This window comes from Myxococcus qinghaiensis, from assembly GCF_024198215.1.
GTDB classification, from domain to species: domain Bacteria; phylum Myxococcota; class Myxococcia; order Myxococcales; family Myxococcaceae; genus Myxococcus; species Myxococcus qinghaiensis.
Genome location: NZ_JAKCFA010000021.1, coordinates 156,107 through 172,032, shown reverse-complemented (window position 1 = coordinate 172,032; position 15,926 = coordinate 156,107). Strand labels below are relative to the sequence as shown.

General features: G+C 70.1%; 12 protein-coding genes. 5 read left to right on the top strand and 7 right to left on the bottom strand.

What is annotated here, in order from left to right; translation table 11 throughout:
- Positions 1-86 precede the first annotated feature (86 nt).
- From LZ199_RS33465 to LZ199_RS33455, 3 genes are all read right to left on the bottom strand, one after another.
- On the bottom strand, positions 87-578 hold the full coding sequence (locus LZ199_RS33465; RefSeq protein WP_253997814.1) for a hypothetical protein: 492 nt from the start codon (positions 576-578) through the stop codon (positions 87-89).
- A gap of 40 nt (positions 579-618) precedes the next feature.
- Positions 619-1,995 (bottom strand): ankyrin repeat domain-containing protein, encoded by a 1,377-nt coding sequence (locus tag LZ199_RS33460; RefSeq protein WP_253997813.1) that lies wholly within the window; start codon positions 1,993-1,995, stop codon positions 619-621.
- 350 nt (positions 1,996-2,345) lie between these two features.
- Positions 2,346-3,167 (bottom strand): alpha/beta fold hydrolase, encoded by an 822-nt coding sequence (locus LZ199_RS33455; RefSeq protein ID WP_253997812.1) that lies wholly within the window; start codon positions 3,165-3,167, stop codon positions 2,346-2,348.
- Between the two features lie 269 nt (positions 3,168-3,436).
- Here LZ199_RS33455 and LZ199_RS33450 point away from each other — a divergent pair, with 269 nt between their 5' ends.
- Positions 3,437-4,582 carry an acyltransferase family protein gene (locus tag LZ199_RS33450; protein ID WP_323390067.1) on the top strand — a complete coding sequence of 382 codons (1,146 nt, stop codon included), beginning with the start codon at positions 3,437-3,439 and terminating at the stop codon, positions 4,580-4,582.
- 133 nt (positions 4,583-4,715) lie between these two features.
- Here LZ199_RS33450 and LZ199_RS33445 read toward each other — a convergent pair whose 3' ends face one another.
- Positions 4,716-6,077, bottom strand: a complete 1,362-nt coding sequence (locus tag LZ199_RS33445; RefSeq protein ID WP_253997811.1) for a GON domain-containing protein — start codon at positions 6,075-6,077, stop codon at positions 4,716-4,718.
- A gap of 336 nt (positions 6,078-6,413) precedes the next feature.
- Here LZ199_RS33445 and LZ199_RS33440 point away from each other — a divergent pair, with 336 nt between their 5' ends.
- The 3 genes from LZ199_RS33440 to LZ199_RS33430 all read left to right on the top strand — a co-directional run bounded on the left by LZ199_RS33440 (position 6,414) and on the right by LZ199_RS33430 (position 9,595).
- Positions 6,414-7,064: a hypothetical protein gene (locus LZ199_RS33440; RefSeq protein WP_253997810.1), complete on the top strand. Its 651-nt coding sequence runs from the start codon at positions 6,414-6,416 to the stop codon at positions 7,062-7,064.
- A 305-nt stretch (positions 7,065-7,369) separates the two neighbouring features.
- On the top strand, positions 7,370-8,965 hold the full coding sequence (locus tag LZ199_RS33435) for a sigma 54-interacting transcriptional regulator (protein ID WP_253997809.1): 1,596 nt from the start codon (positions 7,370-7,372) through the stop codon (positions 8,963-8,965).
- A 54-nt stretch (positions 8,966-9,019) separates the two neighbouring features.
- The gene (locus LZ199_RS33430) at positions 9,020-9,595 is read left to right on the top strand and encodes a hypothetical protein (RefSeq protein ID WP_253997808.1); all 576 of its coding nucleotides are present in this window, start codon (positions 9,020-9,022) and stop codon (positions 9,593-9,595) included.
- 5 nt (positions 9,596-9,600) lie between these two features.
- Here LZ199_RS33430 and LZ199_RS46520 read toward each other — a convergent pair whose 3' ends face one another.
- Entirely contained in the window at positions 9,601-13,209 is a 3,609-nt protein-coding gene (locus LZ199_RS46520) for a serine/threonine-protein kinase (RefSeq protein WP_267145169.1), read from the bottom strand.
- 131 nt (positions 13,210-13,340) lie between these two features.
- Here LZ199_RS46520 and LZ199_RS33420 point away from each other — a divergent pair, with 131 nt between their 5' ends.
- Positions 13,341-14,432: a PQQ-like beta-propeller repeat protein gene (locus LZ199_RS33420; protein WP_253997807.1), complete on the top strand. Its 1,092-nt coding sequence runs from the start codon at positions 13,341-13,343 to the stop codon at positions 14,430-14,432.
- 86 nt (positions 14,433-14,518) lie between these two features.
- On the opposite strand, the gene LZ199_RS33415 is transcribed toward LZ199_RS33420, so the two are convergent.
- A complete protein-coding gene (locus LZ199_RS33415) occupies positions 14,519-14,815 on the bottom strand; it encodes a hypothetical protein (RefSeq protein WP_253997806.1) in 297 nt (98 codons plus the stop codon).
- Positions 14,816-14,976: 161 nt separating this feature from the next.
- A complete protein-coding gene (locus tag LZ199_RS33410; protein ID WP_253997805.1) occupies positions 14,977-15,897 on the bottom strand; it encodes a LysR family transcriptional regulator in 921 nt (306 codons plus the stop codon).
- Between the last annotated feature and the right edge of the window lie 29 nt (positions 15,898-15,926).

Genomic DNA, 15,926 nt, shown 5'->3' with positions numbered 1-15,926 from the left:
CGGCGCGGCCACGGCAGGTCGTGCCGTCCTGCCTCCGGGCTCCCGGCCCATGGAGTCACGCCGCTGAGCGCCAGAGCGCGGTCGGCTCAGCGGCGCCCCGGTGGAGGCACGTCTCCCGGAGGAGGGCCACCCGCCCTCCGGGAGAGGTCACAGTCCTCGGGACAGTCGCAGCGGGTCTCCCCCGTGTCGCACACACCGTCGCCGCAGCGGCGACAGACGGGCCGGGCCGCCGTGCCAAACTGCGAGTCACACGTCCCGTCTTTCGACACGACGCCGCAGCGGGGGAGCAAGCCGGGACAGCAGGCCGAGGGGCCCGCCGTGGCGCCTTCCTGGGCACACGCCTCCTCACCGCTCCACGCCGAGCAGAAGCGGGTGCCGTCACAGTAGGCCGCCTCCCGGCAGTGCTGGGGGAACGCCCCGCAGCGCTCCAGGGGCAATCCCTCACACCACACATCCGGGCGCGGCTCCCGAGGCAGCCACTGCGTCAGCTCGGCCGGCACGCCGCCCCGGAGCACCACGACGCCAACGGCGCTCCCCACGAGCATCATGAGCACGACCACGAGGAGGTTCTTGGTCATTCACCGGCTCCGGGAAGGCATGCCTCGGGGGTGCGCCTGGTCAGCGTCGCTTCTCGTCGGGCTCGGGCGGGAGGCCCGCCTGTCGCAGGAGGCGCCCCCACTCGGGAGGACGCTTCGCGGCGTAGGACCAGAGCGAGGAATATGCGTAGGAGCGATAGGCATCGTGTCCCTCTCGGATGATCAGGATGAGCCTCGGAGGAACGGGGACATCGAGCCCCATCCTCGCGCCGCCGGAATACAACCTCTCGAGCAGCGTCCAGGAGAGTTCCTCGGGGCAAGGGGAGTCCGGGCTCACGACGGTTTCATAGAGCTTGTTCGCGGGGCCCGCAGCCAGGACCGCTTTCGCCCCGTGCTCGAACAACAAGTCGATGAGGTCCAGCCTGCAGGAGGACAGCGCCGCGTCCAGGACGCGGAAGCCTTGCGGCGGCTTCCCAGCAGGGGAGAAGCTCCTGGCTCCCGCCTCCAACAGCATGCGCGCGGCCTCGAGCGCGGCGGGCCCCTTGTCTCGCGAGTTGGACACGACATGGTCCAGCGCGGGCAAACCCGACGAGTTCGTGATGTCGACCTTCGCGCCTTCCTCCAGGAGGAGCCGGAGGAGCGGCACATCCATCTTCTTCGCCGCGGCGATGAGCGGTGGGTCGTCGTAGGGCCTGAAGACATCCGGGTCCACGCCGCGCTCGAGCGCGAGCCGCACCTCCTCGCGCGTCCCTTCCCAGATGAGACGCGTGAGCAATCGCTTGTCCTCGGCTTCGGGACTCCGGCCCTCGCCATCAGGAGACTTCCCGGTCGACGGCGGTGGGACGACCTTGCGTCGGTACCCCACGTCCCGCAGCGCGCGCATCACCTGGGGCGCCTTCTGCTCGTGAGCGAAGCGCCCCAGTCGCTCCAGCAGCACAGGCGGGACCCGCCCCTTCATCGTCCTCGCCAGCTTCAGGACCCGCTCGGATTGCTTCAGGTGCACGGCGGCGGCGAAGTCGGCCTCCTCCAGACACGAAGGATGGGCGAGGGCTCCGGACCTCAAGAGCCGCTGCTCGATGGCCGAGTGCCCCTGGGCATGCGCGAAACACAACGCCGTCCAGCCACGCAGGGGCCAGTCCTCGAGGTGGCGCGGGACACTCAGCGTCGGGTCCGCGCCCGCCTCCAGCAGCATGCGCACGAGCTCCTCGCGGCCGAGCTCGCTCGCGCGCATCAGGGGAGAGACGTTGCGCGTGGACGGCGAGGTGCCCGGGAGGTTGCGCGGCTCGCCCCGAGCAAGCAGGGCCGTGAGCCCCGCCGCGTCCCCGGAGGAGATGGCCTTCATCACCGCCGACTCCTCGACCTCTCCCTCGGGGGCTGGCTCCAGCGCCCGGGCACCTCCTGGCGCGAGCAGCACCCATACGGCGATGCCCAGGGGGCCCAGGACTCCACGGAGCCCCACGACCCACGGCTGACACTCAGGAGCCGTCCGTCCCCGACACGCGGGGAGTCGGCGACGGACGCGAAGCGCAGGAGCCATGACTTCCATTCAACCCAGAGAATCCCCTGGATGGAAAGCGGGCGCCTTCCCAAGGTCGGCGTCGGGCGGCCGGGTGAGGGCAGGCCCCATGGGGGAGCGCCGCTACCGCGTGAGCGGGCTCGGCCGATGCGCTTCACCTCCTGCACGGACGGCGTGAGGTGGGATTCCAGCACCGTCTCCGCCCGCACGTGGGAGTCCACGGCGAGGAAGGTGTGGAGTCACTTCCGCCTGCGAGGCGCGGCCTCGGGCCCTGCCCTGCGCCCGAGCGACGGCTAGATTCCGCCGTCACGCTCGGAGGAGCCGCTCGCCGGCTTCGAGGCAGGCGCTGCTCCGGCGGCCCGCAGGATGAGGTTGGCGATCTCCTCCGGGTGCGTGATGAGCGACAGATGTCCTGAGTCGAGCTCGATGGTCGTCGCCTTCATGCGCTGGGCGAGGAATCGCTCCAGCTCCGTCGCGGTGGTCCTGTCCTGCTTCGAGACCGCGTACCAGGAGGGCTTCGTCCTCCATGCCGCCACCGTCGTCTTCGCGGAGAACAGCGCATCCGAGATGCGCCCTTGCGCCGCGTAGAGGACGCGCGCCTTGACGGGGTCGACGCCGTTCGCGAAGTCCCGCAGGAAGGCCTCCTCGCTCAATTGGGCAAAGCCTCCTGAATGAACGAGGCCGGCATTGGCTGGCGGAGTCGGGAACTTCTTCGCGAGCGCCGCATAGTCCTCCCCCGCGTCCGGGGCGCGCGCGGCCACGTAGACCAGAGCGGACACCTTCGGGTCGACCCCCGCCTCGCTGATGACGGTTCCCGCCCAGGAGTGGCCGACCAGGACCGTCGGCCCCTCCTGGAGGGCCAGGATGCGCCGGGTCGCCGCCACGTCGTCCGCCAGGGACGTCAGGGGGTTCTGCACCGCCGTGACGTTGAGGCCGTGCCGCTGGAGTCTCGCAATCACCTCGGCCCAGCAGGAGCCGTCCGCATAGGCCCCATGGACCAGGACCACGTTCCGGCTGGCAGGCGCCGGCCGCGCCGCGGCGCCGATGCCTGGCAGGGCCAGAGCAAGACTCCCACCGGCGGCCAGCAGCCACATCAGGGTTCGACGCGTGAGCATGCGCAATCCTCCCGCGCCCGACAGGAGACGTCGATGCGCGGGCGGCAATCACAGCACGCCTCAGTCCGCGACCCGACAGCGCGAGGCGCCACGCCTGATTCGACCATCGGGAAGCCGACTCGACTCCGCGGCGGGAGAAGGCGTCCCGGCTCACCCCGCTTTCCCGGAAGCACGGCCTGGAGAAGCGCACCGGGGCGCGGGATTTGGTTCCGCGCGCCTGGCGATGTCCCCTAGCATCCAGCGCCTCCCCCCGCTGAAAGCCGACTCCGCTGAACGCCACCGAACCGCGCCACCTGGCCGGCCTGGACCTGCTCCGGTGCCTGGCCATCTTCATCGTCGTCCTCTTCCACTACCCGCGCCCCGACGGCCACGAGACGTACCGGATGCTCGCCAACTTCGGATGGACGGGCGTGGAGCTGTTCTTCGTGCTGAGCGGCTTCCTCATCGGCACGCAGCTCCTGGAGCCGGTGTCCCGGGGCGAGGCACCGGCCCTGAAGCGCTTCTACCTACGGCGCTCGTTGCGCATCCTTCCGCCCTATCTCCTCGTGTTGGCCCTGTACCTGTTCCTTCCCGCGTGGAGTGAACTCCCCGTCGAGACGCCCGCGTGGCGCTTCCTCACCTTCACGCAGAACTTCGGACTGCGCCGCAACGGCTTCTCCCACGCGTGGTCGCTGTGCGTGGAGGAGCACTTCTACCTCGTGCTGCCCCTCACCGTGCTCGCGCTGCGCGGACGCATCCGGGCACCGCACCTCCTCTTGGGCGCGGTGGGTTTGATGGGGGCGGGCATGCTCCTGCGGGCCGGTCTGTGGCAGCGCCACTTCTCGATGTTCGGGCCCGATGACGCCGGATGGCGCGGCTACGACACGCTCCTGTACTACCCGACGTATGCACGGCTCGACGGGCTGACGTGCGGCGTGGTGCTCGCGGCGCTGCGCGTCTTCCGACCCGCGGCCTGGGAGCGCTGGACCCACGGGGCCCGAGCCGGAGGAATGGCGTTGGTGGGACTCGCGTGCCTGGGCGGCGTGCTCTGGCTGAACGAGGAATACTTCCGGAACCTGGCCCACACGATGCTCGCGTTCCCCCTGACGTCGGTGGGCTACGCGGCGCTGCTCGTGGCCATGGCGGGCCCCACCGCCTCGCGCGTGTGCGCCCGCGTCCCTGGGGTGAGAATGTTCGCGGTGCTGAGCTTCACCGTCTACCTCACCCACAAGGCCGTGCAGCACGGAGTCCGTGTCGCGCTGGAGCCCTATGGCCTGGACACCTTCCACCCCGTCACGCTGCTGGGTGGCGCCGTGGCGGTGCTGCTCGCGTCACTCGCGCTGCACCACGGCGTGGAGAGGCCCGCGCTGAAGTGGCGCTCCAGGCTGGAGACCCGGCTCGTCCACGAGCCTTCGCCCCAAGCCGCGACCCGCTAGCCCCACCGAGTAGATGCGCGCAGCTTCCCCCATGCGTTGCATTCCAGCGCATGGCCCACGTCCCTCATCAGCGCGCAGGAGCGGAGCACCGAGGCTGAGGGGTGAGCCTCGGGCTCCAGGCGCGACAGGGCTTCTAGGGGGTGTAGACCAGGGGCAGATGCTCGTTGGTGCCGTTGAGGGGGTCGGTGAAACCGTGGACCGAGTTCCAACCGCACCAGCCGCCCCCTGTCAGGTTGAACACCTGGGCGTTGATGACATGGGTGTTTCCGACCGGCACATAGCCACTGAGGGCGAAGGGGTTGCTCGACACGCTGAAGGACGTGCCGCGCAGGTCGAGGTTGGCCATGCCCGAGGCGGTCTGATCACAGGACATGGCCGTGGCGTATGGCATCGAATTCACCGGGTCCCTGTTGGCGTGAAGGAGCCCTCCCGTGGAAGTGGTGAAGGTCCGGTCCGTGATGATCACATACAGGTTGAGTGGATCAATGCGCAACCTGGAGTAGGACGTGCGGACGCTGCTGCCTGGAGAGGACCCCCCAGCGGTGTACTGGGAGTAGTTGGAGGCGCCCACATTCCTCAACACCAGGTAGTCGAGGGGCGCGCCAGCCATGTTCCGGCACCACACCTGCCAGGGCTTGTTGGGGTTGCCATTGATGTACAGCGTGTATTCGTCATCCCCTGAATAGCCATAGGCGTTCTTGAGTTCCTCGCATGACCTGGGCTTGTTGTGCGTGAGATTGAGTTGCAGCAGGCCGCCGTTCTGGTTGGAGGGGTTGCTGAGGCCGGTGAGCGAGTTCGAGCCACACCAGCCGCCCCCCAGCATGTCGACGACCTGGTCCGACTGGCTGTAGGTGTTTCCACCAAACGGAAGATAACCCGCGAGGGAGAATTGGTCGACCGCCACGGTGAAGGGGGTGTCGCGCAAGTCGAGGTTGGCTCCTCCCGCGGCAACCCTGTCACAGGACATGGCCGAGGCGTACGGCATCGAGCTCACCAGGGAGCCCCTGAAGTAGAGCCCTCCCGTGGAGGAGGCGAAGCGCTGGTCCGAGGTGTTCACGCGCAGGGTGAGGGGGTCGATGCGCAGCTTGAAATAGGTCGTGCGTACGGTCTCGCCAGTCGTTTCCCCACCGACGGTGTACTGGGAGTAGTTGGAGGTGGTGCCCGTCTGTTTCAGCGTCAGGTACTCGGTGGGCGTGCCGGCCATGTCATGGCACCAGGCCGTCCAGGGCTCGAAGCGATAGCCATTGAAGTACAGCGTGTACTCCCCATCCTCCGCCGACGGATTGGCGTTCTTGACGTCCTGGCAGGTGGCTGGAGTGCCCTGGATGTCCTGCGGCGCGAGGGCGGAGAAGGTCTCTTCGTTGCCCGACGCCGCTGCCTCGCCGCAACCCGTACTCAGCGCGACCAGGCCCATGAAGAGGGCCCCAAGCCCGGCGCCAAGACGAGGACGCCGTGCGACGGCGGCGGAGAGGAGCGGCTTCTTCCAGGTACGCATGATGGGACTCCTTGGAGAGACGGCAGACCGCGGAATGCAGTCGGGCGGCGCGCTTGAGCAACACGGATGCCACGCCGTGGAAACGGGGCCCACGAGCAACGCCCCCCCGCCAGCGCCCCCTTTCAGGAGGCGCTTCCACGCGTCGAGCCCACGTCGCCACGCGTGGACCACCGGGCTACAGCCTGCTCACCCTGGGCGTCACGCCCTCTGGCGGAGCTGGAGCGCTCCTCGCGATGCGCCCTCGACGCGTACTGGCCTGGTGTTTGCTGTTGAGCGCAGAGAGTCCATTTCAGACTCCCCGGCCTTCCGGGTCACCTCTTGCCTGACGGAACCCCCATGAAACTCTCACTGACCATTTTGGCAATGCTTTCCCTTTCGGCCTGCGACGGCCAGATGAACAGCCCTCAAGGCGAGCCCGGGCCCCAGGAGCAGCAGGGCTCCGCGGGCGACACGGGCCCTCACAATCCGGCGGAGCCTCGGGGCGTCGCAGCCGCGACCGGGCCCCAGAAGACGCAGGGCGTTCCGGGCGCCCAGATCGCTCAGGGCCTGGCTGTCGGCACCGACGGCACGGCCTATACGATTCCGGGCAGCGGAGGCATGTTCGGCGGTGGCTATCTCCGGCTCCTCCCGAGCAGCCAGCGTTTCGAGCTCGATGTGACCTGCGGCTACGGTTTTCCCACCGACAACGAGGCCTTCTTCTTCGCGAATTCCCCCTCGGTCACGACCGGAACCGTTCAGACGACCGTGGCAATCGATGGCCGTGCACTGCTGACCTTCAACGACCTGAACTACAACTCGGGTGGGCAGGACCGGGCCTTCGCGGACACGTGGTACCAGGGCCAGTGGCCCTGGCACGGCGTCTTCACCGCCAATGACGGCGGCACGCTCACGCGATGGGATATCACCGTGACGAGGACGGCCAGCGGGAACTGCCTGGCTTTCGTCTATACCACTGGCGGTGGAACGGGCTCGATCGTCCACCCGTAGAACCTCCCTGGGCGGTGGAGGGGCCATTCGCCGGGTTGGACTCGGAGCACCTTGGACCTCTCCACCCGCCTTCGCGCGCTCGCGCTGCGCCGAATCGCCTCGCGGGAGTGGAATCGGGACTCGCGAGGAGCGCCCCTTTCAAGAGGCGCTTCCACGCGTCGAGCCCCCGTCGCCACGTGTGGACCGTCGTCCTGCTCCATTCGCTCCGACGGGCCGGGTCGGCAGTCACCCTGCTTCGTGAGAGGAAAGAGCGGAGCGGCTCGAAGTAGAGTCATGGCTCCCGCGGCGGTCCCCTCTGGAGTTTCATGCGCGAGCCCCCCTTGGAGGACTTCTCCACGGCGAACGTTCCCGAGTCTGGCGAGGAGCGGCACCTTCACGGCGCACCGCTGCTCACGGCGCTGACCGTCGTCTCGCATCCCCAGCCCCACCGCGTGGGAGACCGCGTGCTGCTCCAGGCGCTCGCCGCCGGCCGCGAGGTGGAGCTGTCCCGCAATGCCCCGGCCTTCATCCCTCCTGGCTCGGCCCTGGGTTCGCACCTGGCCGACCCGTTCATCAGCCGCAAGCCGCTGGTCCTCTCGCCCGGCCCGCACGGCGGCCTCCGGCTGTCACCGGCCGAGGGCGCCAAGGTCTCGCTCGGCGATGAGCCGCTCCAGGGGCCCTGGGAGTTGTCCTCGGAAGAGGTCGCCGCCGGGGTGCCGCTGGTGTTGGCTGGCCGCGTGGTGCTGCTGCTGCACCTGGCGGAGCCCTCGCCCCCCAGGGGCCAGGACATGCTGGGCATGGTGGGAGCCAGCGCCGGCATCCAGCGGGTGCGCCACCACGTCGAGCAGGTGGCGGATTTGGGAGTGTCCGTGCTCATCCGGGGCGAGACGGGCTCCGGCAAGGAGCTCATCGCCCGCGCCATCCACCAACGCAGCCCCCGGCGGCTGCGGCCCTTCGTCAGCATCAACCTGGGTGCCATCCCCCGGGAGCTCGCGGCCTCCGAGCTGTTCGGCGCCCGCAAGGGGTCCTTCACCGGCGCGGTGAAGGACCAGGACGGCTTCTTCCAGGCGGCCCAGGGCGGCACGCTGTTCCTGGATGAGGTGGGCGAGGCGCCCCCTGAGGTCCAGGTCATGCTGCTGCGCGTGCTGGAGACAGGGGAGCTCTATCCCGTCGGCTCGCGCACGCCCATCGCCGTGGACGTGCGGCTGGTGGCCGCCACGGACGCGCACCTGGAGGAGCAGATTCGCGACGGCCGCTTCAAGGCGCCGCTGCTGCACCGGCTGGCCGGCTACTCCATCCGCGTGCCCCCCTTGCGCGAGCGGCCCGAGGATGTGGGGCCGCTCTTCCACCACTTCGCCCGCGAGGAGTTGGAAGCGCTGGGCGAGGCGCACCGGCTGAGTCCCGGGGACCCCTTCCGCGAGCCCTGGCTCCCAGCCCCGCTCGCGGTCCGCCTGGTGCGGCACGGCTGGCCAGGCAACCTCCGGCAGCTGCGCAACGTGGCAAGGCAGCTCGTCATCGGCAGCCGCGGCCAGTCACGCCTGAGGCTCGACGCCCGGCTCGAAGAGGAGCTGTTCCCCGCCGAGGCTCCCCGCGCGGGCCGCCCCACCAGCGCGCCCTCCACCCCGGCGCCCTCCGCCTCCCGCCGCAAGCCCGCGGACATCTCCTCGGAGGAGCTGCTCACCGCGCTGCGCGAGGGAGGCTGGGACTTCCAGGCCGCCGCGGACCGGCTCGGCATCCACCGCACCTCCATCTATGACCTCATCGAGCGCCATCCCGACCTGCGCACCGCCGGAGACCTGAGCGTCGAAGAGCTCACCCGGTGCTTCCACGCCTGCAAGGGGAACCTGGACGCCATGGTGCGCCAGCTCGAGGTCTCCCGGCGCGCGCTGGGCCGCAGACTCAAGGAGCTCGGCCTGGGCTGAAGGGTACGCTGGTCCGACGGTTGCAATTGAATCACTCAGGAGGATTGGACAGACATGAGCAGGAACGAGTCGAGGGCTTGGGTTCGTCGTTGGGTGCTGGCGGGGCTGCTGCTGGGAACGCTGGGATGCGGCGGGAGAAATGCCAGACCCGGGGACAGCGCCGACGTGGCCGGGAAGGGGCCGGTCCAGCAATATTATTGCCCGGACCTCGGGCTCATCGGTCAGACAGCGGTCAAGGTGGAGGGCCACAAAGACGTCAACCACTGCGTCGACCCCGGAGGGACCATCACGTTCGATTCGAAATGCGAGACCGTCACCTACGTCCTCTTCGCTGGAGAAAAGATTTTCGACCTCTCCCAGGCGCAGCCGAAATGCCTCACCCTCGCCGATGAATGTCAAAAGAAGATGGGTGCCCTTGGGACCATCACCCTCGAAAAAGAGCAGAGCTGTCAGCTGACCCTCGCGCCAGGGGTCTTGTCCGGGCAGATCAAATTCGTGGGAAACATGGGCGGCACTGGCTGCGCCTCCCAGGGGAGCGCGGCGCGCATCCCTCCCATGGACGTCATCATCGGCAAGCTGGAGGTAGCGACCTCCACGAATGAAGAGGAGGACGCCCGCGGGCCACGGTGAGCCCCTCAGGGCGCGGCCTGGGACACCGCTGGGGCCTGCCGCGCCCAGAAGTGCCCCAGGCGGGGGTTTCGCGCGAGCGCCGCGTCAGCCGCCTCCCGCATGCCGCCCCCCACCCGCTGTTCACCGGAGGCGGGCAGCCTCGCCTCCTTCACCCGCAGCAGGCTCGCGCGCAGCAGCAGCGCCTCCGCCCACTCCGGACGCGCGATGAGCAGCGTGTCCGCCACGCCCAACCCTCGCTCCAGCCACGGGCCAGGAGCCTGTCCCAAGGCCTCCGCCCAGAGGGCGCGCGCCTGACAGAATTGACCGAAAGCGACCTGGTAGTCCTGTCGTCCGGGCTTGAGCTGGAGCGCCTTCTCGAAGGCCCGTGCCGCCTCGTCGAAGGCTTCGCCCGCGGCCTCTCGCTGGCCGCGTGAGGACAGCCAGCTCGCACGCACCTCGTGGACCCGCCCCTGGTACAGCCAGGCCTGGGCTTCCTCGGGATTGCGCCCGAAGGCCTCGCGGAGGGCCTCCAGGGCCTTTGCCAGCGCCGGGGACGGGTCTCGTCCGTGCTCCAGCGCGAACACAGCGCGCAGGTGGTGCGGCTTCGCCAGGTTGGCCCAGGGGTGGGCCAGGCCGGGCAGCAGCGCGAGCGCCTCGCGATAGGCCGCCTCGGCCTCGTCAGCGTCCGCCTCCGGGCTCTCGCCCAGCAGCCACCGGTACAGGGCGCGCGCGGCGTGCACCTCGCCCAGGTTGTTCTGTCCATAGCCTTGCTTGGGTGCCACGGCGATGGCCCGCGCGCAGGCGCTCCGGGCTCGCTCCAACAGGGGGAACGGGTCCCCTCCCCGGTCCCAGGCTTCCCGCGCCAGCTCCAGCAACACCGCGCTCTCCCCCAGGTGGAACTGGGGGATGCGCGCGTTGATGGCGATGCCGTGCTGGTAGAGGTCCAGCGCCGTCTCCAGGTCCGGCCGGGCGTCACCGCCCTGGCGCGAGCGCCGGCCCGCCAGCTCCTGGTGGAGTTGGCCTCCCAGGAAGTACGTCACGAAGTTCCCGGGGTTGAGCGTCCGGGCCTTCTCCAGCGCGACGCGGGCCCCTTCCAGGTCTCCTTCCGCGTCGGGCGAGCTCGGAAAGTTGGCCCGCGACAGGTGGTTCGTTCCCAGGTTGAGCCAGGCATCTGGCAGCTGTTCGTTCAGGCGGATGGCCTCGCGGTAGGCCTGGATGGCCCGCCCGCGAGCGGGCAGCGGGTCTTTTCCCGTGGCCTCCGCGCGGTCGGCCTGGATGCTGAAGACCAGGCCGAGCGTGGCGTGCAGTTCGTAGTCCCGCGCCTTCTCGGGGACGCCCTCCAGCGCTTCGATGGCCTGTCGCAGCGGCTCGCTGGGGTCCAGCCCCCGGGCCTCCAGCGCGCGAGCCTGGCGCCGCAGGCTCTGCCCCAGCTCCATGCGCGCCTTGACGGGCTCGGGGCGGAAGGCCAGCGCCTCCCGCGCGGAGGCCATCGCCTTCTCGAGGAGCGGCTCCACCGCCTCGCCCCGCATCATCCCGTGCTCCGCCAGGCGGTTGTGGAAGCGTGCCTCCAACACCTTCGCCCGCGCGAAGCCCGCATCGGCCGCGAGCGCCCGCGCCACCGCCTCCAGGCCACGGGTGTACGGAGGCTGGACGTCGCCCTTGCCGTACAGCTCCATCACCAGCGCGGTGTACTCCAGCCTCGCCAGCGCGAAGTGGACGTCGGGCACGCTCTCGGCGGTGGCGGCCGCGTCCGCGCAGGCCCTGCGTCCCGCCTCCAGGTCCGCGCGGGCGCCGTCCCGGTCCCCCGAGTTCCAGCGCCGCGCGGCCCGCGTCTGGAGGACGTCGCCGCGCAGCAGGTGCGCCTCGTGGAACCACGCCCTGCGCCGCCCCGCCGTCTCCAGCCGTGCCAGCGCCTCGTCCAGCCGGTCCTCGTAGAAGGCGAACAGCGCCGCGACATAGTCCGTGGAGGGCACCTCCGCGCCCTCGCTCGAGCGCAGCCAGGTCAGGGCCGGCTCGCGGTAGTCGCGCGCCAGGGCCTCGCGGCGCGCCTGGCGCTGAACGGCGTCCGGCAGGCGCTCCACGTCCAGCAGCGCCTCCTGGTACAGGCGTCCCAGCACCACCGCCAGAGCCCAGGCGACGCGGGGCTCGCGGTAGCCCTGCCGCCACGCGGCCTCCAGGTGCCCGCGCGCCGTGGCCTCCTCTCCCAGCGCCAGGAAGCCGCGCCCCAGGGCGTACTGGCCCGGTCCGGCGGCCAGCGCACCGGCGTCGCGCACCTCCCCCGCCAGCGCCTCCAGGTGACCACGAAGCTCCTCGCGGTCCTCGCGCGTGTCGTGCATCCGCGACAGGCCGGAGTAGCGGGCCAGCGCCTCCACGCGCTCCACCTGCTCGGTGAAGCGCTGGGCCAGGCGCTCACGGCGGGCGGCCTCCTGGCGGGTGTACGCGGCCTGTCCCAGTGCCGCGCCCGTCAGCACCAGCGCCAGGCCGACGACGGTGGCGAGCACGCGGTGCTTGCGCAGCCGCTTGCGCAGGCGGTAGCCCGGCCCGACGGGGCGCGCGCGCACGGGCTCTCCCGCGAGGAAGCGCTCCAGCTCCTCCGCCAGCTCGCGCGCGGAGGCGTAGCGGGCGCCACGCTCCTTCTCCAGACACTTGAGGACGATGGCCTCCAGGTCCTCGGGGATGGCCGCATCCAGCGCGCGCGGCGGGCGGGGCTCCACGGTGGCCACGTTCGCGAGCACCTCCAGGGCATTGTCTCCGGAGATGGGGGCCTCACCCGTCAGCAGGTGGTACAGCGTGGCGCCCAGGCTGTAGACGTCCGCGCGTCGGTCCAACCGGGACACCTCTCCCCGGGCCTGCTCGGGGGCCATGTAGTGCGGCGTGCCCAGCACGGAGCCGGTGGCGGTGACGCCCTCCTTCCAGTCGCGCGCCAGGCCGAAGTCCATGACGTAGGGCCGGAGGCGACCGTCCTCGGCGCGCTCCACCAGGATGTTGGAGGGCTTGAGGTCCCGGTGGATGAGCCCGGCGCGATGGGCGGCATGGACGCCCTCGGTGATGTCGCGCAGGACCAGCACCTTCTGCTCCACCGTCAGCTCGGAGGCGAGCTGGTGGAGGGGCTGTCCTTGCACGTACTGCATGGAGATGTACGGGTGTCCCTGGACCTCGCCCACCTCGTACACCTTGCACACGCGCTCATGCTCCACGCGAGCCTGCGCGGACGCCTCGGACAGCAGGCGGCGCACCAGCTCCGGGGCGCCACCGAGCACGAACTTCAGGGCGACCTGGCGGCGCAGCCGCGGGTCATTCGCCAGGAAGACCTGCCCCATGCCGCCCTTGCCCAGGAAGCGCACCGGCTGATAGCGCTCCCAGCCGGGCACCGGAAAGGCGGGCTCCGAGACCGAGGGCGTCCCGAGGTGGGCGCCCTTGCCATCCGTCACGGTCGCGTCAGCGTCCTGCGCAGGAGAGCGCGCGACACGGACGTGCGGCGATGGGAGCTCCGCCGCCGAGAGCCGCCCCTTCTCCGCGAGCAAGGCCAGGAGCCCGACCCCTCGAAGTCGCGCCTCCTCCAGCAACGCGTCCGCCTCGTCTCGTGAGACAAAGCCCTCCGCCAGGGCGATACGGAGTTCGGCTTGCAGGTCCATGAGGTCGCAAACCCTATCATGCCGCCTGCCTTCGCCGGACCCGGCCGCGACGACGTCGGTGTCGCATTGACCCCGCGCCCCGCCGAGATGAAGTCGCCCAGGTCTTGACGCTCACGGGATATCATCCCCGCATGCGACTGACCGACTGCACGGAGTTGTTCCCCAGGTTCGCACCCGCGTCCCCCCGCGCGGCGTCCACGCCCCTGGCGAAGGACACCGTCCCCTACGTCCAGTTCCTCGCCTTCGAGCCACGGGGCTCGCTCCTGGTCATCGAGGCACCCGGCCGTGCCGACCAGCCCGGTCGACTGCTGCGACGGAGTGGAGCCCGCCTTGAAATCGAGGCCGAGCTGACGGGCCCGCTGGGCCCCGGTGCGCTCTCGCCCGATGGACGCTGGCTCCTCACGGGAGGCCCACTGCTCGCCGGCCAGGCAGCCTGCTGTCATTTGATAGACCTGGACACCTTCCAGGTCGCGCACACCCTGCCCGTCATGCGCCCCTTTGCATGGATTGACGACGAGCAGTTCATCGCACAGTCGCCGAACTGGGCGGTGGCGTTCCGCGACGAAGGCGTGGTCAAGGCAGAGACACGCCGAGTGGACCCGGCCCTCGCCGCCGCCGTGCCTGCCCTGGTGACGCCGGAGCCATCCATGGTGCGGGTCTCCCGGACCACCCTCGGGTGCCTGCCCTTGCTGCCGTCCCAGTTGCTCGATGAGGAGGTGTGCGCGGTGTTGTCGCCTGACGGCGACGTCCTCTACACAGCCACCTCCTTCTCCCGAATCTCCGCGGTGCGAGTCGCCGACTCCCGCCTGCTATGGCAGCGCGCGCCGTCGCGGCTCGTCACCGAAGGCACCGTCGCCGCCATGGGCCTCGACCCCACGTCGAACCGGTTGATGACCATCGGCGGAGGCGTGAGCCATGACATGCTCGTGTTGGATGCGGCGAGCGGCGCCGAACTCGCGCGCCACTCGTTGGGCACACTCGCGCGCCGCGTGACGGGCGGCACGAACACGCGCGGCGACTCCGTCTGTTTCCGCCAAGAGGGTCTGGGTGTGATTGGAACCAACAACGGCCTGGTCATCGAGCTCGGAAGCGATGGGCGCTGGAGCGCGTACAAGGCCGGCGCCCGCTCGCTTCGAGCCATCGCCTTCTCCGCGGATGGCACCTCCATGGTCCTCGGGGGCGCGGAGAAGAACCTGCGCGCCGTCTCGCTCTCCCCGCGCTGAGCCATCGCCTTGCGCCACCCCACCGCGCTGACACGATTCCAAGGTGGAACGCGCCAGACGAGGCTCCTGGCGAATCGAGCCGCGCCTCAGCGTCGAGACTCGAGGCAGGCCACGACGACCGCGGCGGCCAGCATGCATCCGCGCCAGCGAGCGCGCGTCCGAAGCTCGAGTTCGCCGCGTGGTGCCAGCAGATGGGCGCAGATGGCCGTAGCGCCCTGGGTCGTGGAGGCGACCAACGCAAGGGGGGCCTCGGCGATGTCTGAGCAGCCCATCTCTCGCAACCCCGCCGTGATTTCGTAGCCGTACTCCGGCCGCACGGCCAGAATCGCCAGGACGATGCCCTCCAGCGTGCCCTTGAGCATCTCCGTCATCTGATTGCCCACGAAGCGCTCTTCCAGCGACTCAGCAGCGCTGACTACCGGTGGGTAGCAACACAGAATAGCGGCAGCGCAAGTCCCCTGGCGGGAAGACATGACGACCTCCACGTCGTCGACGTGCGGGCCGCGGCCGGAGCACCGGAGGCGGAGTCAGCGAAGAGCAGCCTTCAAGAAGGAGCGGGCGCCTGCCTGGCGATATCGAGAATCGCGGCGCGCACGAAGGCGCACGCGTCGTCCTCGTCCAGCGCTGCGGGCCAGAGCAGGTCCATGCCGCCGGGGGGGTGCGCGAAGGGAAAGGGCGCGGTGCGAAGGTGCGGCCGTTGCCGCAGGAGCTGCGCCGCGAAGGCCTCGGGCAAGGTCGCCACCAGTTCGCTGCCGTCGACGATGGCGCCAATCGCGCTGAAGCTCGCGACCGAGCAGCGGACGCGGCGCTCGACGCCGAACCTGTCCTCGACGGTGCCCCGGAGGTCTCCGTTGAAGGAGACGATGACGTGCTCCTGCGCGAGATAGGCGCGCTTGCCAGGTCGCGCGCCGAGCCGCACGTGGCGCGGGTCGAACAGGCAGACGAAGTGGCCTCGGATGAGCGGCGTGCGCAGGATGCCTCGCGGCAGCTTGTCGATGACCGTGGCCGCGAGGTCGATGCGACGGGTCGCAAGCGCGTCGACCACCGTGCGGAACTGGGCCGGCGTGCAGACGAGCCGCATCTTGGGCGCGTCGCGTCCGAGCCTGCGCAACAGCGGCGGCAGCAGCCACTCGTCCGCGAAGTCGGCGAGCCCCAGGCGGATGATTCGCTCGCTCGTGCGTGGGTCGAAGCGCGCCGGCGAGAGCGCGGCCTGGAGCATCGCCTCGAGCAGCGGACGGACCTCGGTCACGAGGCGCGCGGCCCGGCTCGTCAGAATCACGCCGCGGCCGTGGCGCACGAGCATTGGCGTGTCCAGCGCCTCACTGAGCCGGGCGAGCGCCGCGCTCACCGCCGACTGCGTGAGGTAGAGCCCCGCGGCCGCCTTCGTCACCGAGCCCGTATCGGCGACGGCGACGAGCACTCGCAGCAGGTTGAGGTCGAGGTCCCTGGCACTCACAGCGTTCATGATTGGCATTCATGCTATTTGCTAGTGTG